Here is a 21,854-nt window from a genome sequence, read left to right on the forward strand (position 1 = left end):
GCAACTCGGTGAGGTGATATGGCGCGCAATGCACGTTTTACCAATGTTGTCGGCCCCCTGCGAGGCGGTCGTGGAACTTTCGGGCAACGGCCCTTTCAAAAAACGCATGTCGGAAGCCCCCGAATGCAGGAGCTTCCGACACCTCTACTCAAAGCCACATCCGCTATTTGACTTCGACGGTGGCTCCCGCTTCCGTAAGCTTCTTGGCGATCTCTTCGGCCTCCGCCTTGGGGATGCCTTCCTTGACCACGCCCGGAAGGTTTTCCACCAGGTCCTTGGCTTCCTTGAGGCCCAGGCTGGTGACCGCCCGCACTTCCTTGATCACCTGGATTTTCTTGTCGCCGACGGAGGTGATCACCACATCGAATTCCGTCTTTTCCTCTTCGGGGGCCGCTTCCGCCGCCGCTCCCGCTCCGGGCATAGCCGCCACGGCCACCGGCGCCGCCGCGCTCACACCGAAGCGATCTTCCAGTTCCTTGACCAGTTCGCTCAGCTCGAGCACCGTCATGTTTTCGATGAACTTGACCACATCTTCCTTGGTGATTTCCGACATTGCTCTTGTCCTCCCAGAATCCTATGGTTGTTCTTCCCGTTTTCTCTGAAGCGCTGCCAGCACGCCGACAAAGGCCCGCGGCACCCCGCTCAGCACCGTCACCAGTCCGGTCGGCACGGCGTTGAGGGTCCCGAGCAGCTTCGCCAGGAGTTCCTCGCGAGACGGAAGGTCCGCCAACGCACCCACCTGCTCCATGGTGAGCAGCCGGCGGCCGAGCGCACCGCACTTGATCTTGAGTTTGTCATTGGTCTTGCCGTACTTTCTCAAGATCTTGGCGGGAACACTTGGGTCGTCGTAGCCGAGGGCGACCGCGTTCGTCCCGGTGAGGAACGGTTCCAGGACGGCCGCATCCGTATCCTTGGCCGCCAGCCGCATCAGGGTGTTCTTGACCACCCGGAATTCGACGCCCTGTTCGGCCAGGCTGTCCCGGAGCTGCGTGATCTCGGCCACGCTCAACCCTTTGTAGTCCGTGAGGACCGAGGCGCTGGCCCGCTGCAGCTTCTCCCGTAATTCCTCAATCAGCTCCTGTTTTCTCGACCGTTCCAAGTTGCTTCAACCCCCCTTTCGTCTGCCGGTGTGCTTCCAAAGGATTCTGACAGGTGAGCCCGCTGATCCGATTGGCTGCTTCACACACCTCGGTAGGTCTCGCCCGGCGTGAGACGAATTTAAACACCCTTCCGGATGTACCTACGGTCTCAGACGTCTGAAAGCACCAAGCGGCAGGTGTTTAGGTTTCCGTTCCCCGGGCCGCCTCCGGCGGGGAACCATGCCGCATCCCTGCGATCAGGACACGATGCTCTTGACCGCGAGCGGGTCGATGGGCACCCCCGGCCCCATGGTGGTGGACACGGCGATGCCCCTGACATAGGTGCCTTTGGCCGCGGCGGGTTTCATGCGAATCAGCACGTCAATGAAGGTAGCGACGTTCTGAAGCAGCTTTTCCTGCCCGAAGGACGCCTTCCCCATGGGGGCGTGCACGATACCGGTTTTTTCCACCTTGAAGTCGACCTTGCCGGCCTTGATCTCTTTGACCACCTTTTCCACATCGAAGGTGACCGTGCCGAGCTTGGCGTTGGGCATGAGGCCTCGGGGGCCGAGGATCTTGCCGATCTTGCCCACCTGCCCCATCATGTCCGGCGTGGCCACGGCCTTGTCGAATTCCAGCCAGCCTTCCTTGATCTTTTCGATCAGTTCTTCACCGCCGGCCTCATCGGCTCCCGCGTCCAGGGCTTCCTTGACTTTCTCGCCCTTGGCGAAGACCACCACCCGAACTTCCTTTCCCAACCCGTTGGGAAGGACCACGGTGCCTCGAACCATCTGATCCGCATGCCGCGGGTCGACGCCCAGCTTGACCGCGATGTCCACCGTTTCATCAAAGCGCGCGTAGCAGCACTTCAATGCCAGTTCCAGGCCTTCCTCGAAGGAATACCTCCTGGAGCGATCCACCAGAGCGCGCGCTGCCTGGTACTTCTTCCCTCGCTTTGCCATCTCCCTCTCTCCAAAACTCCGTTGTTTCGCCGGTCCAACCGATGGCGTTGCCGATTACTCCACCACGATCCCCATGCTCCGGGCGGTCCCCGCGATGGTCTTCATGGCCGCTTCCAACCGCCGGGCGTTGAGATCGGGCATCTTCAACCTGGCGATCTCTTCCACCTGCGCCTTGCTGACCTTCCCCACCTTTTCCCGGTTCGGCTCGCTGGAACCCTTGGCGATCTGGGCCGCTTTCTTGAGCAGAATGGCCGCGGGAGGCGTCTTGGTGATAAAAGTAAAAGACCGATCGCCGTAGACCGTGATCACAACGGGGATGATCATCCCTTCCTGACCCTGGGTCTTGGCGTTGAAAGCCTTGCAGAACTCCATGATGTTCACGCCGTGCTGACCCAGCGCGGGACCGACCGGCGGCGAAGGATTCGCCTGGCCGGCGGGAATCTGCAGTTTGATGTTAGCCACAACCTTCTTAGCCATGTTCTCTCCACTCCTTGCCTCAGCGCTTCATTGCGCGCGCCTCCGAGGACCGCGCCGTCAGATGCGGTTCACCTGCATGAAATCCAGCTCCACCGGCGTCGACCTTCCGAAGATGCTCACCAGAACCCGCACCTTTCCCTTCTCCGGGATCACCTGATCCACGATCCCGTTGAAACTGGCGAAGGGGCCGTCGATCACCCGGACTTCGTCGCCCTTTTCAAACTGGTACTTCGGCTTCGGTTTCTGAGCGCCTTCCTCCATCTGCTGAATGATGGCCTCCGCCTCCTGATCGGTCAGCGGAATGGGCTTGTCCTTGCTCCCGATGAATCCCGTGACCTTCGGGGTGTGGCGGACCAGGTGCCAGGTTTCGTCGTTGAGTTCCATCTGGACGACGATGTAGCCGGGATAAAACTTTCGTGACGACGACCGGCGTTCCCCCTTGACCAGTTCGATCACCTTCTCCGTAGGCACCAGAATCCGGCCGAACAACGCTTCCTTCCCGGCGCTCTTGACGCGCTCTTCCAGCGCCCCCTTCACCTTGTGCTCAAACCCGGAATAGGTGTGCACGATGTACCATTGTTTCGCCACAAGACCTCTCCGTCTGTCCCCGGTCACGCCGCCAGAAGTCACCGGCTGAGGGCCGAACCCGTTTATCCGATGAGAAACCGCACGAACCGACTGAGGACCAGGTCCACGAAGCCCAGGAAAAGGCCGGCCAGCACCACGACCACCAGCACGACAGCAGTCGTGGCCACCGTTTCCTTGCGGGAAGGCCAGACCACCTTCTTCAGTTCGTAGGCCACTTCCCTGAGGTACTGGCGGGCGCGCCGCACGAAGTCTAACCGGGTGACTTGGGCCTTCCTGGGCGCCTTGCGTTTCGGGGTTTCCGCTTTTCTGGCGGGTGCGCTCTTTTTGAGCGGCTTCACCTTGTCCTGCTTCCCCGCCTGAGCCGGGGTCTCATCCGATCTCTTGACTGCCTTCATGGATCATCCTAAGGGCTTGTCCAAAAACAGGCCCATGAAACTCGGGCCATGATGAGATTCCTTGTTCCCGGCGATGCGGATCGCCGGCCGCCGCGTGGGGCGGCCGGAAAGGCGGCATCCGCCCGCCTACTTCGTCTCTTTGTGGACCGTGTGCGTCCGGCAGAACGAACAGTATTTGCGGAAGTTCAGCTTCTCCGGCGTCGTCCGCTTGTTTTTGGTTGTCGTGTAATTGCGCCGCTTGCATTCCGAACACGCGAGGGTCACGATTACTCGCATTGAACACCCACCTTGAATCCCGGTTTAAGTCCCTATTCGATGATGCTGGTGACGACTCCGGCGCCGACCGTGCGGCCGCCTTCGCGGATCGCGAACCGCAGCCCTTCTTCCAGAGCCACCGGCGCGATCAGCTGCACTTCCATGTTCACGTTGTCGCCCGGCATCACCATCTCCACACCCTCCGGAAGCGTCACCACTCCCGTCACGTCCGTCGTCCGAAGATAAAACTGCGGCCGGTATCCCGGGAAAAACGGCGTGTGCCGCCCACCTTCTTCCTTCTTCAAGACATACACTTCCGCCTTGAACTTCGTGTGCGGCGTGATGCTCCCCGGCTTCGCCACCACCTGGCCGCGCTCCACCTCGTCACGCTTGATCCCCCGAAGAAGCACCCCTATGTTGTCCCCCGCTTCCCCACGGTCCAGCGTCTTACGGAACATCTCCACGCCCGTACACACCGTCTTCATCGTCGGACCGAAACCCACGATCTCCACTTCCTCGCCCACCGTGATCACGCCACGCTCCACGCGCCCCGTAACCACCGTCCCACGACCGCTGATCGAAAACACATCCTCGATCGGCATCAAAAACGGCTTGTCGATGTCCCGCACCGGATCCGGAATGTACTCGTCCACCGCCTTCATCAACTCGAAAATCGGCGCCGCATCCGCACTGTCCGGATCCTCCGCCTCCAACGCCTTCAACGCCGACCCCTTCACGATCGGCACCTCATCGCCCGGAAATCCATACTTCGTCAACAACTCCCGAAGCTCCAGCTCCACCAGCTCGATCAGCTCCGGATCATCCACCATGTCCACCTTGTTCAAAAACACCACAATGTAGGGCACCCCCACCTGACGCGCCAGCAAAATGTGCTCCCGCGTCTGCGGCATCGGCCCGTCATCGGCCGCCACCACCAAAATCGCTCCGTCCATCTGCGCCGCACCCGTGATCATGTTCTTGATGTAGTCCGCATGACCCGGACAGTCCACGTGCGCATAATGACGCTTCTCCGTCTCGTATTCCACGTGCGCCGTCGCTATCGTAATCCCACGCTCCCGCTCCTCCGGCGCCTTGTCGATCTGATCGAACGGGACGAACTCCGCACGACCCCGCTTCGACAACTGCTTCGTGATCGCCGCCGTAAGCGTCGTCTTCCCATGATCGATGTGCCCGATCGTCCCCACGTTCACGTGCGGCTTCGTCCGCTCAAACTTCTTCTTCGCCATCGCCTGTCCTCCTCATGCCTCATCGGTTGTCGCCCCCAAAAGCGGCGCCTGTTACGGGTACGCCAACAACGGTGTACGTGAACCAACTTGGGGGAGCATCGCGGCAGAACGAGCCTTGGTGCCGACGGCCAAAAAAAATGGAGCCCACGACCGGGCTCGAACCGGTGAACCTCTTCCTTACCAAGGAAGTGCTCTACCTCCTGAGCTACGTGGGCCCATCAACGCGCGGGCAAGAACTACACGATGGGAATGAACGTGAAATGCGGGAACCTCGCCTTCCGTTCCAGCAACCAGTGCGGCCGTGGAAACGAACTCCGTTCCCGGATCACACCATGCAGTCCAAACGACAATGGCCCCTCAGACCTGCCACCATCTCCTACATGTTCTGTTTAGTTGTGGTGGAGAGGGGAGGATTCGAACCTCCGAAGGCTTCGCCGGCAGATTTACAGTCTGCTCCCTTTGGCCGCTCGGGAACCTCTCCACATTTGCGCCTTTATTCGGAACTCATGTCCCGAAAGCGATCTTTGCTATCACAGCAACTCGCAAAAGGCAAGACCATTTTTGCCGTTTTCGCCGACCCTGGAGCTGGCGATGGGATTCGAACCCGCAACCTGCTGATTACAAATCAGCTGCTCTACCGTTGAGCTACGCCAGCGCAATTAATCTAGGTTTTTTAACCGAAAACTCGCCTCTTGGCAACCGAAAATCTTCCTGGTACCTAACCGCCCAAGGCAACCAACCGTTGACACCCACCCTTGAAAAGGGTAGCTTGCAGGCGTTTCCGACGATACCCTCAGCATCGTGCGGCTACCCGAAGCTTCTGCGGCAACACTTACGGAGAAACGGTGAATCATGTTTGTAATCAGTTATTTTCTCATCGCCCTGGCCACGATCCTGGACATCGTCTTCACCGCCTACATGTGGATCATCATCGCCCGCGCGATCCTCTCGTGGGTCAATCCCGATCCCTACAATCCCATTGTGCGCTTCCTCTACAGCATCACCGAACCGGTGCTCTACGCCGTCCGGCGCCGCGTCCCGGCTTTCTTAGGAGGCATCGACTTCTCACCCATGATCGTCATCTTGGTACTCGTTTTCCTGCAGAGTTTTCTCGTCCCGTCACTCCGGCGTATGGCGATCACCCTGGGAACATGAAGGCTTATCGCAGGGGGCCGACGCGGCCGAAACCCGTGCAGGAAAGGACGCCGAGTCATGGACTGGAAGCCTCTTGAATTGGAAAGCCGCAGATTTCGGACGCGGTGGCGGGGATACGACCGGCGCGAGGTGGAGCTTTTCCTCCAGCAGACCGCCGAAACGCTGCAGCGCCTTCAGGTGGAAAACGGCCAGTTGCGAAAGGAAATGCAGCAACTGAGCCGCGAACTGGCCGACTACAAGGATCGGGACAAAACCATCCGAAACGTCCTCTTGAGCGCACAAAAGGCTACCGAACAGGTCAAGGCCAACGCTGAAAAAGAAGCAAAGCTCATCGTCTCCGAGGCGGAACTCAAGGCCGAAAAGATCCTTCAGGGAGCCCACCAGAGGCTTTCGCAACTTCACGAGGACATACTCGAGTTGAAACGCCAGCGAACGCAGCTCGAAACCAAGCTTCGCTCCACCATAGAAACGTACCGGCAACTCCTGGATCTCGAAAAGGACGACGAAACCGAGGCCGAATTGGAAAACAAGGTGAAATTCCTGAACCCCTGAGGGAGCGTTTCCGTCGATGAGTATCAGCAAAGAACTTCTGGATATCCTTGCATGCCCCAAGTGCAAGGGAGACGTCCGCCTGGATGAATCCGCAAACGGTCTGGTTTGCGACCGCTGCAGGCTTTTCTATGAAATCCGCGGCGGCATTCCCATCATGCTGATCGACGAAGCGCGACCTCTCGCACCGTAGCCGACCTCCCATGACCGACGGCCTGCCGTTCACCGCTGAACAGAGACTGCTGCTGGTTCGAGCCATCCGGCGATTCGCGACCCTCAAGGTCCTCGTCGTCGGGGACGTGATGCTCGACATTTTCATCTGGGGGGACGTCCAGCGGATATCCCCGGAAGCTCCCGTGCCCGTGGTGGAAGTGCGCGAGGAGTCTTTGCTTCTCGGCGGCTCGACCAACGTGGTCCGAAACGTGGCGTCGCTTGGGGCGGGAGTCTTCGTCGCCGGCGTCATCGGAAACGACGAACCGGGGCGACAGGTCGAGCGGCTGCTCAAGACCGATGGGATCGAAAGTGACGGGCTGGTGGTTTGCGGCGAACGCCCGACGACGGTGAAGACCCGCGTCATCGCGCAGAACCAGCAGGTGGTCCGCTTCGACCGCGAAAGGCGCGTGCCGCTCGGCCCCATGGAATGCGGCAGGCTCCTGGAGTACGTTCGCGACAGGTTGCCTTCGGTCCATGCGGTGGTCTTGTCCGATTACGGAAAGGGAGTGATCAACGGGGAACTGATGGCAGGCTTGAGGGAAACGGTCCGCCCGCCGGGGCTTCCGATCCTCCTGGACCCGAAGGTCCGTCCTTTGGATCTTTATCGGGGCGTGACCGTCATCACACCGAACCATCACGAAGCGGCCCTGCTTGCCGGAATCCCGATCGACAACGACTTGGGGCTGCTCGAAGCCGGCAGAGCCCTCCTCGCCCGGCTGGACTGTGAGAAGGTTTTGATCACCCGAGGGAAGGACGGGATGAGCCTTTTCGACCGCGAAGGTTCGGTGCTCCACATCCCCACAGTGGCTCGGCGCGTGTTTGACGTGACGGGAGCGGGCGACACGGTGATCGCCCTCATGGCTCTCGGGCTGGCCGCCGGCCTAAGCGCCGCCCACGCCGCACAGCTCGCCAATCTTGCCGCCGGAATCGTGGTCGGGGAAGTGGGAACGGCCTGTGTCAGACCCGAGCAGCTCCTGGAAGCGCTCGGGGCGGGGGATTCACCGTGAGCCGGCCCCGGGAGAGCGAACCGCAGACGTTGATCGCCGGGCTGCTTTATCGGGAGAAGGAGATCCTCACCGAGGCCCTCCGGCGCCTGGTGGACGGCTATGGTCCGTTGGATTTCCTGAGCGAGCCCATGCCGTTCCACTACAGCACCTATTACGAGAAGGAAATGGGGTCCGACATTTTTCGCCGGTTTGCGGCTTTTTCGGACCCCGTTGATCCCGAAACGCTTCCCGATGTAAAGCTCCAGACCAACACCATCGAAGGTCATCTCGCGGAAAACCATAGGCGGCGGGTCAACATCGACCCGGGGCTTTTGAGTCCCGACCGGCTGGTGCTCGCTACGGGGAAAAGCGCCGCGCACCGCATCTACCTCCGCGCAGGAATCTATGCAGACCTCACCTTGATTTTCCAAAAAGGCGCCTACCAACCGCTCCCCTGGACGTATCCGGATTATCGAGAACCCGTGGTTCGCCATGCTTTCGGGGCGCTGCGGGCGGCGGCCGCGGGCCGCCGTTGGTCGCGGCTGCCGCGAAGCCCTGTGGCCTTGCCGGAGGATCCCTCTTGATCGTCAGCATGACCGCCTACGCTCGAGCTCAGGCCGAAGACGCGCGCTACCGAGTTACCGTGGAACTGCGCACCTTGAACAGCCGTTCCCTGGACGTGTTCGTCCGCCTATCCAAGAACTACGGAGCCCTGGAAGACGCCCTCCGGAAAAGGATCGCCCGGGCCGTCCGAAGAGGTCGCGTGGAGGCCAACGCCCTGGTGGAACCCCTCGCCATCGAGGTGAGAGCCCCCCGGATCAATCGTTCGCTTGCCCGTTTCTACTGGGAGCAACTGCAGGATCTCCATCGCACCCTCCCCGGGCTGGATCCGCCCACCCTGGATCATCTGCTGCGCGCCCCCAACCTCTTCGAGGCTGCGGAGACCGCCGAAGACATAGAGGCCATTTCCCCGCTCATGAATCAGGCCGTGGAAGACGCGCTGCGGGACCTCGCCGTCATGCGCACACGGGAAGGCAAGGCGCTCCAGGAAGACCTGTTGGCGAGGCTCGTTCAGATCCGGGAGGCGCTGGACGTGGTGGAGTCGCGCAGGGAGCCACAGCTGCAGCAGGCCTTCCAGGGTTTGAAGGACCGGATCAGGGACATCCTGGACCAGGTCCAGATGGACGCCGACGACCATCGGCTGTTTCAGGAAATTGCCGTGCTTGCCGACCGATCGGATATCAACGAAGAGGTCGTGCGCATCCGGAGCCATCTTGACCAGATGGAGTCCATGATAGTCGCCGAGTCGGCGGCGGAAGGCCGCAAGTTGGACTTCCTGACCCAGGAACTCCTTCGCGAAGTGAACACCATCGGGTCCAAGTCCAGCGATCTGGAAATATCCCGGGCGGTCGTTCATATGAAAAACGAGATCGGAAAACTCAGGGAACAAATCCAAAACGTAGAATGAAGGAAACCCCATGGAGATCAAGCTGCTCAATATCGGTTTCGGAAACACGGTCATCGCCAACCGCATCGTGGCCATCGTATCCCCCAGCTCGGCCCCCATGAAGCGGCTCAAAGAAGACGCGAAGCAGGCGAACAAGCTCATCGATGCCACTATGGGCCGCCGGACGCGATCCGTCATCATCACCGACAGCGACCACGTGATCCTCTCCGGCGTGCAGGCGGAAACCATCGCCCAACGTCTAAGCCAGGATCACGCCTTGAAGGAATCCTCAGCTTCCAGGAAGACATCCTCCTCATGAATCCCTTGGCGCGGCCCGGCTTTCCCGCGCCTGCGGCGTCGCGACAGGGGGCCGTTTTCATCATTTCGGCGCCCTCGGGAGTGGGAAAGACCACGCTTATCCATGAAGTGCTGGCCCGAGACCCCCGGCTGCGGTTTTCGGTTTCATGCACCACACGGCCGCCCCGTCCCGGAGAACGTGACGGCGTGGACTACCGGTTCCTGGACCGGGCATCCTTCGTGGACGGCATTCGCGGCGGCCGATTCCTCGAATGGGCGGAGGTTCACGGGAACCTCTACGGCACGGACAGCGCGCAGGTCGCCGCCCGCCTCGGCGAAGGATACGATGTCTTGCTCGATATCGATGTTCAGGGCGCCCGTCAGGTGAAAGGCAAAATCCCCGGTGCGGCGGCCGTTTTCATCCTTCCGCCGAGCCTGGCCGTCCTCAGGGAACGCCTCGCGGAGCGGGGGACCGAGTCGGAGGCGGACATGACAAGAAGGCTGCGGGCCGCTGATGAAGAAATCCAGAACGCACCCTGGTACGATTTCCTCGTGGTGAACGATCGGTTGGAAGAAGCCGCGGCCGACCTTGCCGCCATCTTTCGCGCCGCCCGTTCGTGGCGGGATCGGCGCCTGCCCGAGGTCGCCCACCTTTTCGGGCGGCCATTTGCGGACGTCCGCGACTCCTGAGCCGCCCGGCGCGAAGAGCCGCCGGGTTCCCATCGGTTTTCGAACCATGAACCGCAAGAAAAAAGACAGCCCGCCCGCTTTTTGGATTTTCGGCGCGCACCCGATTGAGGAACTCCTGAACCACCGGGACGCGCAAATCCTCGAATTGGTCTACTCCCGCGGGAATCCGCGGTTGGAACGACTTGCAGAAACGGCCCGCCGCCGAAACATCCCCGTCCGGCTGGAAGACCGCCATGCCCTCAACGCACTGCTCGGAACCACCCATCACCAGGGGGTGGCCGCTCGAACCGAACAGTTCGCCTATGCTTCACTGGACGATTTCCTCAAGGCGGGTCCGGCATCGATCGATCCGATCGTGATCCTCGACGGCATCCAGGACCCCCAAAACCTGGGTTCCATTTTGCGCAGCGCCTGCTTCCTGGGGGCACGCGGCGTGATCGTTCCCCGGGATCGTTCCGCCCGGGTGACGGGTACCGTGATCAAGGTGGCGGCCGGCGCCACCGCCTATCTTCCCGTGGTGCAGGTGACCAACCTGGTACGCACCATGGAACGGCTGAAAGCACTCGGAATCTGGATTGTGGGGCTGGACCTGGAAACCGACCGCAGCCTCTACGAAGTGGACTTTCGGCTCCCAAGCGCCCTGGTGGTGGGAAATGAACAGAAAGGACTGAGGCCCCTGGTGCGGAAAGGCTGCGATCTCCTGGCCCGCATCCCCGCCTTGGGCCCTCTCCAGTCCCTCAACGCCGGAAACGCCGCGGCCGTCGCACTGAGTGAAATCCAACGTCAGCGCGATCCCCGGCAGATCAGGCCCTCTTCGCCCGTTCCCCGAAAATAGCGGTCCCCACCCGAACCAGGGTCGCCCCTTCCTCGATGGCCACCTCAAAGTCATGGCTCATGCCCATGGAAAGCTCCGTGAGGCGCTCCGGGTGCGCAGCCCTCAGGCGGAGCGCTTCCAGGGCCTGCCTGACGGCTCGGAAGTGGGGTCGCACGGCCTCGGGGTCTTCCGAGTACGGGGGAAGCGCCATCAGGCCGCGGACTTCGATCCCCTCCAGCCTGCAAGCGACGTCGAAGAGGGTCTCCAGGTTCTCCAGCGACACCCCGGCCTTGGTGGTTTCGTCGCCCACGTTCACCTGAAGGAGAACCGGCATTCGCCGGCCGACGCTCCGAGATCTACGGTCCAGTTCCACCGCCAGCTTTTCACGGTCCACGGACTGGATACACTGGAACGTTTCCACTGCCTGCCTGCACTTGTTGGTCTGGAGATGACCAATGAAATGCCATGTGACATCCGGTTCGTTCAACAGCTCCACCTTTTGCCGGGCCTCCTGCACGTAGTTTTCGCCCAGAAGCCGAAGACCGGCCTCCAATGCCTCCCGAATGCGTTCTACGGGCACAGTCTTGGTCACGCCCATTAACTGGACCGTGGAGGGGTCGCGGCCCGCACGCCGGCAGGCCGCCGCCATCCTCTCCCTTACTGCCATCAGGTTTTCCCGGATCGAAGCCACCGTTAAATCCTTTCGGGCTGTCTGCGAGCGGCTTGCCCGCGATGCGGATCGCCGACAATCCGGCTCCTACAGGGCACGAGTCGTTGTGGGAGCGGCGATACCGAACCGACAGATCCATTCGAGGGTCTCACAAAGGGGGAGCCCCACCACGTTGGTGTACGATCCATGGATGGAACGGACCAGGCAGGCCCCCATTCCCTGAATGCCGTAAGCTCCCGCCTTGTCGTAAGGCTCTCCCGTATCGACGTAGGCGTCGATTTCGGCGGAGCTGAGATCCTTGAAGGTGACTTGTGTTCGCACCGCGCGTTCGAACTGCATATGCCTTGCGGCGTGGGCCAGGCACACGGCCGTCATCACCTCGTGAGTGCGGCCGCTGAGTTCCCTCAAGCAGCGCGCTGCGTCTTCGCGGTCCAGCGGCTTTCCGAACACGGCGCCGCCTAGAACGACGATGGTATCCGCCCCCAGCACCCACCGATCCGGAAACCTCCGGCAGACGGACTGGACCTTTCTACGCGCCCAGACTCTCACCTGTTCCCCCGGTGACCCATGGGCGGGCCATTCCACCCCATCGCTCGGGAAAACATCGAACTGCAGGCCAAGCCCCTGGAGCAGTTCCCGCCTTCTGGGGGACGCCGACGCCAGCACGAACGGTTCCCGGGTGGTGAACATTCCGGGGCATTTCCCAGTGGGGTCGATCATGGCGTCAGAGAATCTCCTCGGACGGCAGGCCGAAGACCCGCCGGGCGTTTGCCGTGGTCTGCAGGGCCAGCTCTTCGGGAGCCATCCCCCTCAGCTCGGCCACCTTTCGAGCGGTGTGCACCACATAGGAAGGCTCGTTGACTTTTCCACGAAACGGAACGGGCGCAAGAAACGGTGCGTCGGTTTCCACGAGGATCCTCTCTGCAGGTGCCTTCCGGACAACTTCCCGCTGAGCTTCGGATTTCGGGAACGTGATGGTTCCAGGGATGGAGAGCATGAAACCCAGGTCGAGGCAGCGCCTGGCGATGGTCCAGTCACCGGAGAAGCAGTGGAGGATTCCTCCATCCAGGGACGCAGCGTAGTCCCTGACGATTTCGAGGAAATCCGCATGTGCGTCGCGGACGTGAAACACGACGGGCTTTCGGAGCTCCACCGCCCATTCCAGTTGCTGCCGGAAGCACCGCCGCTGCGTTTCCCGGGGTTGACGGTCGCGGTAGTAGTCGAGACCGATCTCGCCGACCGCCACCACCTTGGGGTCTCGAGCCAGATCTTGGAATCGTCGCACGGAATCGGCGTCCAAGGACCTGGCCTCGTGCGGATGAAGACCCACGGCCGAAAAGACGCCGGAATGGGCATGGGCGATCTGGAGGGCCTTCCGGCTGGTCTCCTCGTCGATGCCGATGGTGATCATCTGGACGACCCCGGCGTCCCTGGCTCGTTGAATCACCGCGCCAAGGTCGGTCGAAAGCTCCGGAAAATCCAGGTGCACATGGGTGTCGATGAGGGGTGTCAGAGGTATCGTGCCGTTGTGGCTCACGATTTTCATCACAGCGATTCCGCCCTTCCTCGAGAAGACGTTCCCGTTCCGCACCGCAGCGTGGACCCGGCGCTTCCGCCCGCGGGGCGGTCGGGTCGCCCGCCGCATGCTGGACGCACCAACGGTTCTGCGCCATGAGATTGACGAAAGGACTTTAGCTCAAGGAGGGCCCGTGGATCAACCGCCCGTTGCATCTCTTGGGAGAGGATTGAATTTCCTGCGTAGGTGCATGGTGTTAGAGCAAACTGTCCTTGATGTATCGATAAATTTAAAGAATTGAGCCACCCGATTTTTCTGTGTTACGAGGTTCTCGTAGAGATCGTCTCCGCCCCGCCCGAACGCCGGAAGAGGACAAGGCGAACGCACGTTTCGGATTCATTGTTTTGGGGTAAAATTGATTGAAAAACAGACGGCAGCAGCGTGAGTCTTTTCACGAGTCGAGAAAGGAATGCGCGCACCATGTCCGACCGAGAGGGTTTGTCCGCGAGCCCGGCGTCTTCGGACGCCGCCGTTTCTTCCGCTCCGTCCTGGTCTTCACAAAAGGGCGGTCCGTTGCAAGGGTCAGCCGATATGAGGAGCGCTCGAAAGCGTCGAAAGCTGAAGGGGTTGGGGTTGAGCCCCAATGCCATGATCGTTCTCGAAAAGCGGTATCTCAGGAAGAACGATCAGGGCGAACCCATCGAAACGCCGGAGGAACTTTTCCGGAGGGTGGCTGAGACCATCGCCGAGGCTGATGGCCGCTACGGCGCCACCGCCGAACAGGTGCGGGAAACGGCCGAAAAGTTCTACGACCTCATGACTTCCTTCGATTTCGTTCCCAACTCACCGACACTCATGAACGCGGGAACGGAACTGGGGCAGCTCTCGGCGTGCTTCGTCCTTCCCGTGGGTGATTCGCTGGAAGAAATCTTCGAAGCCGTAAAGCACGCCGCGAAGATCCATCAGAGCGGCGGCGGAACGGGCTTTTCGTTTTCCCGGCTGCGCCCGGAAGGTGACGTGGTGAAAAGCACCAACGGTGTGGCGAGCGGCCCTGTGAGCTTCATGACCGTCTTCGATTCCGCCACCGATACCGTCAAGCAGGGCGGTCGGCGGCGCGGCGCCAACATGGGGATCCTCCGGGTCGACCACCCCGACATCGAGCAGTTCATCACCTGCAAGCACCAGAACGACCGGCTCACCAATTTCAACATCTCCGTGGCCGTCACGGACAAGTTCATGGAGGCCGTGGAAAAAGACACGGACTACGACCTGGTGAACCCCAGAACGGGCGAGCGGGTGAAAAGCCTGTCGGCGCGGAAAGTCTTCGAAATGATCGTTCGGTCGGCGTGGAAAAACGGGGAACCGGGAATCATTTTTCTTGATACCATCAACCGGTTCAACCCGACGCCGCTCGCCGGAGAAATCGAGAGCACGAATCCTTGCGGCGAACAGCCGCTTCTTCCCTATGAATCTTGCAACCTGGGTTCTATCAACCTGGCCCACATGGTGCGCGACCGTGAGATCGACTTCGACCGGCTGAGAGGCGTCATCCGGGATGCCGTTCATTTCCTGGACAACGTGATCGACGTAAACATCTATGCGCTTCCCCAGATCCGGGAAATGACCCGGGCCAACCGTAAGATCGGCCTGGGCGTCATGGGTTTCGCCGATCTTCTGATCGCGCTCGGGGTCCCTTACAATTCGGTAGCCGCCGTGGAAACCGCCGACCGGCTCATGGCTTTCATTCAACAAGAATCCAAAGCCGCCTCCGCCCGTCTGGGCGAAGTGCGTGGAAGCTTCCCCAATTTCAAGGGATCCGTCTACGATCCGGACGCCGCCGAAACCTTCCCCGAAGACGTCCGATCCACCTTCGGCACGTTCCCGGCCATGAGGAACGCCACAACGACCACCATCGCCCCTACGGGCACCATCAGTATCCTGGCGGGATGTTCCAGCGGCGTGGAACCGGTTTTCGCCATCACTTATGTCCGCAAGGTTCTCGACGGACAGGAATTGCTGGAGGTACATCCGCTGTTCCAGGCGGTGGCCAAGGAACGGGGTTTCTACAGCGAAGCCCTGATGAAACGGATCGCCGAGAAGGGAACCTTGGCTGATTTCGAAGAAGTCCCGGAAGATGTCCGGAAGGTCTTCGTGACCGCTCATGACGTCACTCCAGACTGGCATATCCGCATTCAGGCCGCGTTTCAGAAACACACCGACAACGCGGTCAGCAAGACCATAAACTTTCCCTTCTCGGCCACCGCCGAAGACGTGAGGAACGCCTACTCCCAAGCCTACAGGTTGGGTTGCAAGGGACTCACCATCTACCGGGACGGAAGCCGCGAGGTGCAGGTCCTCAACATTCAGAAAAAGCCCGTTTACCCCCAGGTGGAACCACGCCCCCGGCCGGACCGCACCATAGGATGCACCGAAAAAATCAACACCGGCTGCGGCAAGCTCTACGTGACGGTAAACCGGGACGACTACGGTTTTTGCGAAGTGTTCGCTCAGATGGGCAAAGCGGGGGGATGCGCCGCGTCGCAGATCGAGGCCACCGCACGGCTCATTTCGCTGGCCCTCCGCTCCGGCGTGAAGATAGAATCCATCATCCGCCAGCTCATGGGCATCCGCTGTCCGTCACCGATTTGGCAGAACGGCGAACAGATCCTGTCCTGCACGGACGCCATCGCGAAAGTGCTGAGCCGCATTTCCGGGATGCAGACCGAGGGGGCGACCCTGCTCGCCGAAATGGGAGCGTGCCCGGACTGCGGCGCGCCGGTGGAACATGAGGGCGGATGCATCGTCTGCCGATCCTGCGGTTTTTCACGCTGCGCATGATGGGAAGCGGACAAGACCTGAGGCACCGCTGGGACCTGAGCCCGCGCGAGGCCGTCCAGCTGCAGAAAGAACTGGCGCGGAAAGTCGTGCTGCAACCGCTCCCCCTGGACTTCGACGTCCTTGCCGCCGCCGATCTTTCTTACTTCAAGGGTGGAACATACCTGGCCGCCGTGATCGTGACCTTCCGATGGCCGGATCTCAGCCCGATTGAAACCGTGCACGTAAAGGCCCCGGTCAAGTTTCCCTATGTTCCAGGGCTGCTTTCCTTTCGAGAAATTCCGGCGCTTCTGGAAGCCTTCCAACGCCTTCGGACCCGTCCCGATGTGTTCTTGTGCGACGGCCAGGGGCTGGCTCACCCGCGAAAATTCGGACTGGCCTGCCACCTGGGCCTGGTGCTCGACTTTCCGGCTGTTGGTTGCGCCAAGAGCAGGCTTTGCGGCGAACATCCCCCGCTGGAACTCCGGAAAGGACATTCCGTCCCCCTCGTCTTGAACGGTGAACGCGTAGGCTCGGTCTACTGCTCCCGAACGGGAGTCAAGCCGCTTTACATTTCCCCCGGGCACCTGGCCGATCTCCCTTCGTCTGAGGAACTGGTCAGCCGTTGCGTCGGCCGCTTCCGTATCCCCGAGCCGTTGAGACGGGCTCACGCCGCGGCGACCGCGCTGCGCGAAGGCCGAGCGTTAACCTGAACCCCGCCTTTCGCACAACGAACCTCCACCGTGAAAAGAGTACAGCTCCACGCAATAAAGTGGCCACTATGCAGCGGTCTTCAGTGGGTGAACATAAGCCATGATCTTTGCTACAGACTCGCTACTCCAGTTAAAGGGATGAACGCTTCCTCTCCCCCCTCCCCTTAATCCCCTCCCGCAAGGGGATGGGAAATAGAATTTCCCCTTGTTCCCAAGCTGGAGTTTGGGAACAAGGGGAAAGAGGCGGCGGAATCGGGCCGCTTTAAAGGTGAGATCTCAACCAGTCGATGGTGGCCTGTATGGCCAGGGACCGCCATGAAGGATCCGTGACGCGATGGTCTGCGGCCTCCAGCAGCAGGAGCCTTCTAGGTTCCTCCATCCGCCGGTAGATGGAAACAGCCTGAGGCCACGGAACCATCTCATCCTCTTGGCCGTGGATCACCAGCACCCGCCGGGAAGGCGGAACCGCGGAAAGCTCGGTAGGCTGCCCCAATTCGCGGATGGGCGACAGATGTTCCCGGAGGATCTCGGAAGATTCGACGGCCCGGGCCAGCGACCCGATATCGAACGGGGTGGCCCAGCAGACCGAAGCCTTCACCGCTTCACGGTATTCCGCCGCTGCTAGAAGCGAAACGTAACCGCCGAAACTCGATCCCCACAGAGCCAGCGCGGGCGGTCCTTCGGGGAAGTGTGATCCAAGCGGGGCCGTCGGCGAGTGAGCCTCCAGGGCGGCGTCCAGAACCGCCCGCAGATCCCTCATCCGGGTCTCCACCAAGGACGGGCCGGCATCGCACACCGTGTCGCCGCAGCCCGTAAAATCAAACCGCAAGGCCCCCAGGCCGGCTTGCGCCATGGCTCGGGCTCCAGCGATGAATTTGGGGCTGTCTTTCGAACTCAGCAGGCCGTGACAGCAGATGACCAGGGATCCGGACGGGCTTTCGGGCAGGTGAAGCACCGCGCGGATCCGGCCGCCGGCGACTGGAATTTCAACCGGGTGCTCACGGCTCGCCGTGGACGCCCCGTCACGCCGCTCCGACCGCCGCCGGTTCCTTGTGTCGAATGGCATACAGGCACACCTCCTGGCAGCCATCTGAACTCGTTATGGGCACCCGCCTTTCCTTGAATTTGAAGAAGCGTGTCAATTCCGAAAAAAACCGGGGGGCCTGGAGGTCGCCATGTTTGGCGATGAAAGCCGTCCCGTCGGGACTCAAGGCGCGACGAAGGAAGTCCACCAGCAGCGGATAGCTTTCCCGGTCGTAAACTACCTCGGAACCGATGATCGTATCGAAGCGGGTATCCAGTTCCGGGCTGCTCCAATCCAACTTCATCACCTCGGCATTAAGGCACCGGTTGGCCAAGACGTTGGCCCGGGCGAAAAGGAGCGCGTCGTCGTTAACGTCGGTGATGAGCACCCGGTGCCCCCGTCGAGCCGCGTAGACACCCACGACTCCGAGCCCGGCTCCGATTTCCAGGATTTTGCGTCCCGGCAGGACGGGCTGTGTCCCAATGAAATACGCAAGTACGAAGCTGGAATCCCACACCTTGGCCCAGAATGGAAGGTCCGAGACGGTGGGGGATTCCGCATCCAGAAGCCCGAGGAAAATTTCTTCCAGGTTCGCCAGATGGAGAATTTGAAGCGTCTCTTCCCCGATCCTTAAGGGGACCATTTCTACATCGAATCGCTGCCTGATCTGGCCGATCAGCCTGTCCAGTTCCTGTTGGGACACTTTGAACTCCTTGGTCATCATCCTGAAAAACGATTGTAGAGGGCTCTTTTCCCTTGTCCGAAGCCGAGCTTGAGACTAAACTCCAACGGCGAAAGAGAAAAGACCTATTTCCGTGCACGAGTGCTGCAAACCACCATTTGCCGGAGCGCCGGATCATGGCCGAATCCATTCCCTTCGCGGAAGGGTCCTATGTCATCGAAGAGAGTCTCCTTTACGGGCCATCCGGCAAGGCACTGTCCCTTTCCGAAGCCTTCATCGAAGTCTACCGCGATTCCAGGGGACGCCGGCACCTGAGGGGCCAGGGGCTGGTTCAAAACCTGTTGCTGGTGGACTTGCTCGAAGACGACGACCGGTTGGACCTCTTGATGGATCTGGGGGAAGGATTCCGTTTCCGCCTGAAAGCCCCGAAGCTTCACGCCGGAAAGGTCTTTTCCCCCACCACGCGCTCCATCGTCCATTTCGCTCCAACCGGGAACATCGAAACGCTCTCCGACGAAACCTTCGCCCGGGAACGCGCCGCCCTCACTCTTTCGGAAGGCTCCGACCCCCTCAGGCGGTAAGCTCTTCGAGCTGAGCCTTGAAGATTTCCAGGTCTTCATCGGACCACAGGCAAAATATCACCTCCTCCAGGCTCGTCGACTCTTCCGCCAGGTACCGCGCCGTTTCCTTCAGCATGATTTCGGCACAACGCCTTTTGGGAAAACCGAAAATGCCCGTGCTGATCGCCGGAAAGGCCAGGCTCCGAAGCCCTTTTTCAGTGGCGCGGGCTAGGCTGTTTCGCGTGGCGTTGAGAAGCTTCGCATCCTCGTCGCCTTCTCCCATGCGGGGTCCCACCGCGTGGATGACGTATCGGGCCTTGAGATTTCCGGCTCCCGTCACCACGGCCTGCCCGACCGTAGTTCCCCCTATCCGGTCACACTCTTCTTGGATGGACGGCCCGCCTTTGGTCCTGATGGCACCCGCAACCCCGCCGCCCATAACGAGCTGAGCGTTGGCGGCGTTCACGATGGCGTCCACATCCAGTTCTGTAATGTCACCGCGCTGCAGGCGGATTCTGCGGCCATTGATCTCCTTTTCCATGGTCTTCCCCCTTTCGGCCCCACCAAAGGTCAAAGTCCCGAAAACCCGGCTCCATCGGGGTCCGTGATCCCTTCGCCCGAGCCCTCAGTCCTCCGGTAAGGCAGCATTTTTGCAAAACTTTTCCACAGCCCGGTCGATGGGGATCCACTCATCATCCCACAAAACGGCGACGAACGACCCGCCGTGTTCCAGGCGTCGAAGTTCCGCCCGTTCTTCCAGAAAGGACACCGCGCGTTCAGCCTGTCTTTTGTCGAGGCTCTTCACGGCATCCCGAATACGCAAACGAAGGGTCTCCCGTTCCCTTTCCGCCACCATCGACTCGATGTCGGAAAGCGTTGGCGTTCCTTTCGACTCCATCGGCCCTCCTTTTTCTCCCGTTCCATTCCCCATCGGGGACGGTTATAAGTTAGAAGTCCAGAGCAACCGTTACGATGACCTGCAAAAGCAAAAAGTCCAGGAGTGTTCCGTGTCTTCAGATATTTCCGCCATTGCGGCTCAAGTGCAACACAATTGTCATGTTTCGGACGCAAATTTCGGGAGCACCTTTTCCCTCTGCGGATTTCTCCTGCGCCTCAGAGAACTCTACAAGTGGGAATCGGGCCTTTCGCCCTGGGAAGAACCGGAACCGGCAACCCTCCTGAAATGGATCGAAGATCGGGAAAGTTTCTGGGAGCCCCTCTTCGACCAGGAATTTCGCCCCATCACCTGGAACGGAACGGCCTTCGACCCATTCGACGCCGAGGGCATCAACCGGACGCTTCGACCCCGTGGCTACGTCTACGGAGCCGGCTACGTCACGGGCATGAAGCCCTCCTTTTTCCTCGGCGAACTGGTGTCATCGAAGACCATCGGAGAACTCCGCGTGGACGTGGTCGGAAAAGAGCTGGCCCGGGACCTCTTTACCAGCCCGGCCATGCGCCTGGAAAATCAAATTTTCGCTCGAAGGCAACCCATGACCGCCTTTCTTTGGGGACATCTTTTCGAAATGAAACACTCCGCGCTGAACGCTCTCCAGTTCGCCGTGGGCCAATACGGCGTCTCCCTGGAAGAACTGCGAAGAAGCCCGCGTGATCGTGCTTCTTCCATCGTCGCCATGGCACACGCCGAACTGGACATCTGGATCCACCACGAATTGGGTGAGGTTTTCCAGGAGGGCTTCGAAGTGGACACCTGGCGGGAGATCGTCGGTTCCCACGCGGGTACCCCGGTGGAAATCTACGCCCGAGCCATCAAGGACATTCTGGCGGATACCCACCGCCACGGACTCCTGGGACATATCGCAAGACACAGGCTGGCCGCTTCGTTGGCCTTTTACGTGGCGTTCCTGCCGCCGTTCTCCAAGATCCTCTTCCCGGAGATCCTGAGAGCGTTCAAGGTGTTTCGCACATCCGGAGATTGGGAGTCCATCGAAGACGTCCGAAAGAAGGCCTACGAGAGAACGCGCTCGCTCGCCGCTTCGCTGGTGACGCTCCACGGGCAGCAAGCGGCCAAGGGCTCCGACTGGGTGAGGGAACGCATCCTGGCGGAACTCATTGAACCGCTCGGGGTCCTAAAGAAGTCGGTTCCTGGAGGGACGGGAGGCTGGGAGGTCCCGAGTTCCTCTCAGGGGCCGGCGGAGTCGGGGACCTCCGCCGGCCGCCCTTGATCCCGGGTGGTGCGCTCTTGGATCAGCTTGCGATAAACGGGGCATCGCGCGATTTGCGCGCACTTTTCCACCATCTCCTGTTTGGTCCGGAAGACCCAGGTGCTGGGTTCCGAATAGCAATAGACGGCCAGCTCGCAGTCTTTGCATTCTTTGCAATCGATCGATACGGTCATGATCCTCGGTCCTCAGCGTTTCCGCCGTCCGTACCGGAACCGCCGGCGGACTTCCCGTCCATGGAAAACCCTTTCAAGTAGTCATCCCATTCGATGGGGAGCAGGTACTTTTTCCGGCTGTTGCATTCCTTGCAGCAAGGCACCACATTTGCCCGCGTCGAGCGGCCTCCACGAACCAGCGGTACCACGTGGTCCAGCGTCAACTCCCGGGGGGCCACCGCCTTTCCGCAGTAGTGGCAGCGTCCCTGAGCGATCCGGCGCTGCCACCACCGGGTCTTGCGAAGCGCCCTCGCCTTTTCCTTTTCCTTCTGTATCTCGCGGTCCGAAACGGTGACCACGAAGCTCTGATCGTTCATGGTTTC

At 60.7% G+C, this 21,854-nt stretch carries 30 protein-coding genes and 3 tRNA genes; 13 read left to right on the forward strand and 20 right to left on the reverse strand.

What is annotated here, in order from left to right; all coding sequences use genetic code 11:
- Positions 1-163: 163 nt before the first annotated feature.
- The 11 genes from rplL to FDQ92_RS01955 form a co-directional block, all read right to left on the reverse strand.
- Positions 164-553, reverse strand: coding sequence for a 50S ribosomal protein L7/L12 (rplL, locus tag FDQ92_RS01905; RefSeq protein WP_137423034.1), 390 nt, complete (start codon positions 551-553; stop codon positions 164-166).
- Between the two features lie 21 nt (positions 554-574).
- Positions 575-1,099, reverse strand: coding sequence for a 50S ribosomal protein L10 (gene rplJ, locus FDQ92_RS01910; protein ID WP_137423035.1), 525 nt, complete (start codon positions 1,097-1,099; stop codon positions 575-577).
- A 237-nt stretch (positions 1,100-1,336) separates the two neighbouring features.
- Complete coding sequence (rplA, locus tag FDQ92_RS01915; protein WP_137423036.1) at positions 1,337-2,041, reverse strand: 50S ribosomal protein L1; 705 nt, start codon at positions 2,039-2,041, stop codon at positions 1,337-1,339.
- Between the two features lie 54 nt (positions 2,042-2,095).
- On the reverse strand, positions 2,096-2,518 hold the full coding sequence (rplK, locus tag FDQ92_RS01920; protein ID WP_137423037.1) for a 50S ribosomal protein L11: 423 nt from the start codon (positions 2,516-2,518) through the stop codon (positions 2,096-2,098).
- Between the two features lie 57 nt (positions 2,519-2,575).
- Complete coding sequence (nusG, locus tag FDQ92_RS01925; protein WP_137423038.1) at positions 2,576-3,106, reverse strand: transcription termination/antitermination protein NusG; 531 nt, start codon at positions 3,104-3,106, stop codon at positions 2,576-2,578.
- Between the two features lie 62 nt (positions 3,107-3,168).
- Positions 3,169-3,501 carry a preprotein translocase subunit SecE gene (gene secE, locus FDQ92_RS01930; RefSeq protein ID WP_137423039.1) on the reverse strand — a complete coding sequence of 111 codons (333 nt, stop codon included), beginning with the start codon at positions 3,499-3,501 and terminating at the stop codon, positions 3,169-3,171.
- A 126-nt stretch (positions 3,502-3,627) separates the two neighbouring features.
- The gene (rpmG, locus tag FDQ92_RS01935) at positions 3,628-3,777 is read right to left on the reverse strand and encodes a 50S ribosomal protein L33 (protein ID WP_137423040.1); all 150 of its coding nucleotides are present in this window, start codon (positions 3,775-3,777) and stop codon (positions 3,628-3,630) included.
- A gap of 32 nt (positions 3,778-3,809) precedes the next feature.
- Positions 3,810-5,003 (reverse strand): elongation factor Tu, encoded by a 1,194-nt coding sequence (gene tuf / locus FDQ92_RS01940; protein WP_137423029.1) that lies wholly within the window; start codon positions 5,001-5,003, stop codon positions 3,810-3,812.
- Positions 5,004-5,141: 138 nt separating this feature from the next.
- A tRNA-Thr gene (locus FDQ92_RS01945) sits at positions 5,142-5,218 on the reverse strand.
- Between the two features lie 181 nt (positions 5,219-5,399).
- Positions 5,400-5,484 (reverse strand) — tRNA-Tyr (locus FDQ92_RS01950).
- A 99-nt stretch (positions 5,485-5,583) separates the two neighbouring features.
- Positions 5,584-5,658 (reverse strand) — tRNA-Thr (locus tag FDQ92_RS01955).
- A gap of 197 nt (positions 5,659-5,855) precedes the next feature.
- On the opposite strand from FDQ92_RS01955, the gene FDQ92_RS01960 reads away from it, so the two are divergent.
- The 9 genes from FDQ92_RS01960 to rlmB are packed head-to-tail and all read left to right on the forward strand — an operon-like array spanning position 5,856 to position 11,175.
- Complete coding sequence (locus tag FDQ92_RS01960) at positions 5,856-6,158, forward strand: YggT family protein (RefSeq protein ID WP_137423041.1); 303 nt, start codon at positions 5,856-5,858, stop codon at positions 6,156-6,158.
- A gap of 57 nt (positions 6,159-6,215) precedes the next feature.
- Complete coding sequence (locus FDQ92_RS01965; protein ID WP_137423042.1) at positions 6,216-6,710, forward strand: DivIVA domain-containing protein; 495 nt, start codon at positions 6,216-6,218, stop codon at positions 6,708-6,710.
- 16 nt (positions 6,711-6,726) lie between these two features.
- A complete protein-coding gene (locus FDQ92_RS01970; protein WP_137423043.1) occupies positions 6,727-6,900 on the forward strand; it encodes a Trm112 family protein in 174 nt (57 codons plus the stop codon).
- A gap of 10 nt (positions 6,901-6,910) precedes the next feature.
- The gene (gene rfaE1, locus FDQ92_RS01975; RefSeq protein ID WP_137423044.1) at positions 6,911-7,927 is read left to right on the forward strand and encodes a D-glycero-beta-D-manno-heptose-7-phosphate kinase; all 1,017 of its coding nucleotides are present in this window, start codon (positions 6,911-6,913) and stop codon (positions 7,925-7,927) included.
- Positions 7,924-8,490 (forward strand): DUF4416 family protein, encoded by a 567-nt coding sequence (locus FDQ92_RS01980; RefSeq protein ID WP_137423045.1) that lies wholly within the window; start codon positions 7,924-7,926, stop codon positions 8,488-8,490. Before rfaE1 ends, FDQ92_RS01980 begins: the two co-directional genes overlap by 4 nt.
- On the forward strand, positions 8,487-9,374 hold the full coding sequence (locus FDQ92_RS01985) for a YicC/YloC family endoribonuclease (protein ID WP_137423046.1): 888 nt from the start codon (positions 8,487-8,489) through the stop codon (positions 9,372-9,374). The genes FDQ92_RS01980 and FDQ92_RS01985 overlap by 4 nt, the downstream gene beginning before the upstream one ends.
- Before the next feature lie 10 nt (positions 9,375-9,384).
- A complete protein-coding gene (remA, locus tag FDQ92_RS01990; RefSeq protein WP_137423047.1) occupies positions 9,385-9,672 on the forward strand; it encodes an extracellular matrix/biofilm regulator RemA in 288 nt (95 codons plus the stop codon).
- Positions 9,669-10,340, forward strand: a complete 672-nt coding sequence (gmk, locus tag FDQ92_RS01995; protein WP_137423048.1) for a guanylate kinase — start codon at positions 9,669-9,671, stop codon at positions 10,338-10,340. Before remA ends, gmk begins: the two co-directional genes overlap by 4 nt.
- Positions 10,341-10,386: 46 nt before the next feature.
- Entirely contained in the window at positions 10,387-11,175 is a 789-nt protein-coding gene (gene rlmB / locus FDQ92_RS02000; RefSeq protein ID WP_137423049.1) for a 23S rRNA (guanosine(2251)-2'-O)-methyltransferase RlmB, read from the forward strand.
- On the opposite strand, the gene FDQ92_RS02005 is transcribed toward rlmB, so the two are convergent.
- From FDQ92_RS02005 to FDQ92_RS02015, 3 genes are all read right to left on the reverse strand, one after another.
- The gene (locus FDQ92_RS02005; RefSeq protein ID WP_246041792.1) at positions 11,144-11,821 is read right to left on the reverse strand and encodes a YggS family pyridoxal phosphate-dependent enzyme; all 678 of its coding nucleotides are present in this window, start codon (positions 11,819-11,821) and stop codon (positions 11,144-11,146) included. The genes rlmB and FDQ92_RS02005 overlap by 32 nt on opposite strands.
- 90 nt (positions 11,822-11,911) lie before the next feature.
- Positions 11,912-12,544: a Maf family protein gene (locus tag FDQ92_RS02010; protein ID WP_246041794.1), complete on the reverse strand. Its 633-nt coding sequence runs from the start codon at positions 12,542-12,544 to the stop codon at positions 11,912-11,914.
- A 4-nt stretch (positions 12,545-12,548) separates the two neighbouring features.
- Positions 12,549-13,370, reverse strand: coding sequence for a TatD family hydrolase (locus FDQ92_RS02015; RefSeq protein WP_137423051.1), 822 nt, complete (start codon positions 13,368-13,370; stop codon positions 12,549-12,551).
- Between the two features lie 561 nt (positions 13,371-13,931).
- Here FDQ92_RS02015 and FDQ92_RS02020 point away from each other — a divergent pair.
- Positions 13,932-16,178, forward strand: a complete 2,247-nt coding sequence (locus tag FDQ92_RS02020) for a vitamin B12-dependent ribonucleotide reductase (RefSeq protein WP_137423052.1) — start codon at positions 13,932-13,934, stop codon at positions 16,176-16,178.
- A complete protein-coding gene (locus FDQ92_RS02025) occupies positions 16,136-16,867 on the forward strand; it encodes an endonuclease V (RefSeq protein ID WP_246041796.1) in 732 nt (243 codons plus the stop codon). The genes FDQ92_RS02020 and FDQ92_RS02025 overlap by 43 nt, the downstream gene beginning before the upstream one ends.
- Before the next feature lie 262 nt (positions 16,868-17,129).
- Here the strand turns inward: FDQ92_RS02025 and FDQ92_RS02030 are convergent, their stop codons facing one another.
- Complete coding sequence (locus FDQ92_RS02030) at positions 17,130-17,933, reverse strand: alpha/beta hydrolase family protein (protein WP_170180133.1); 804 nt, start codon at positions 17,931-17,933, stop codon at positions 17,130-17,132.
- Positions 17,890-18,594 (reverse strand): class I SAM-dependent methyltransferase, encoded by a 705-nt coding sequence (locus FDQ92_RS02035; protein WP_170180134.1) that lies wholly within the window; start codon positions 18,592-18,594, stop codon positions 17,890-17,892. The genes FDQ92_RS02030 and FDQ92_RS02035 overlap by 44 nt, the downstream gene beginning before the upstream one ends.
- A gap of 155 nt (positions 18,595-18,749) precedes the next feature.
- On the opposite strand from FDQ92_RS02035, the gene FDQ92_RS02040 reads away from it, so the two are divergent.
- Positions 18,750-19,154 carry a hypothetical protein gene (locus FDQ92_RS02040; protein ID WP_137423055.1) on the forward strand — a complete coding sequence of 135 codons (405 nt, stop codon included), beginning with the start codon at positions 18,750-18,752 and terminating at the stop codon, positions 19,152-19,154.
- On the opposite strand, the gene FDQ92_RS02045 is transcribed toward FDQ92_RS02040, so the two are convergent.
- A complete protein-coding gene (locus FDQ92_RS02045) occupies positions 19,144-19,674 on the reverse strand; it encodes a macro domain-containing protein (protein WP_137423056.1) in 531 nt (176 codons plus the stop codon). The genes FDQ92_RS02040 and FDQ92_RS02045 overlap by 11 nt on opposite strands.
- A gap of 84 nt (positions 19,675-19,758) precedes the next feature.
- On the reverse strand, positions 19,759-20,031 hold the full coding sequence (locus FDQ92_RS02050; RefSeq protein ID WP_137423057.1) for a hypothetical protein: 273 nt from the start codon (positions 20,029-20,031) through the stop codon (positions 19,759-19,761).
- A 109-nt stretch (positions 20,032-20,140) separates the two neighbouring features.
- Here FDQ92_RS02050 and FDQ92_RS02055 point away from each other — a divergent pair, with 109 nt between their 5' ends.
- Entirely contained in the window at positions 20,141-21,319 is a 1,179-nt protein-coding gene (locus tag FDQ92_RS02055) for an Sfum_1244 family protein (protein ID WP_137423058.1), read from the forward strand.
- Here the strand turns inward: FDQ92_RS02055 and FDQ92_RS02060 are convergent.
- Positions 21,277-21,492: a hypothetical protein gene (locus tag FDQ92_RS02060; protein ID WP_137423059.1), complete on the reverse strand. Its 216-nt coding sequence runs from the start codon at positions 21,490-21,492 to the stop codon at positions 21,277-21,279. The two genes, FDQ92_RS02055 and FDQ92_RS02060, sit on opposite strands and share 43 nt — an antisense overlap.
- A complete protein-coding gene (locus FDQ92_RS02065; protein ID WP_137423060.1) occupies positions 21,489-21,848 on the reverse strand; it encodes an HNH endonuclease in 360 nt (119 codons plus the stop codon). The genes FDQ92_RS02060 and FDQ92_RS02065 overlap by 4 nt, the downstream gene beginning before the upstream one ends.
- Positions 21,849-21,854: the final 6 nt, after the last annotated feature.

Source organism: Desulfoglaeba alkanexedens ALDC (assembly GCF_005377625.1).
Classification (GTDB): Bacteria; Desulfobacterota; Syntrophobacteria; order Syntrophobacterales; family DSM-9756; genus Desulfoglaeba; species Desulfoglaeba alkanexedens.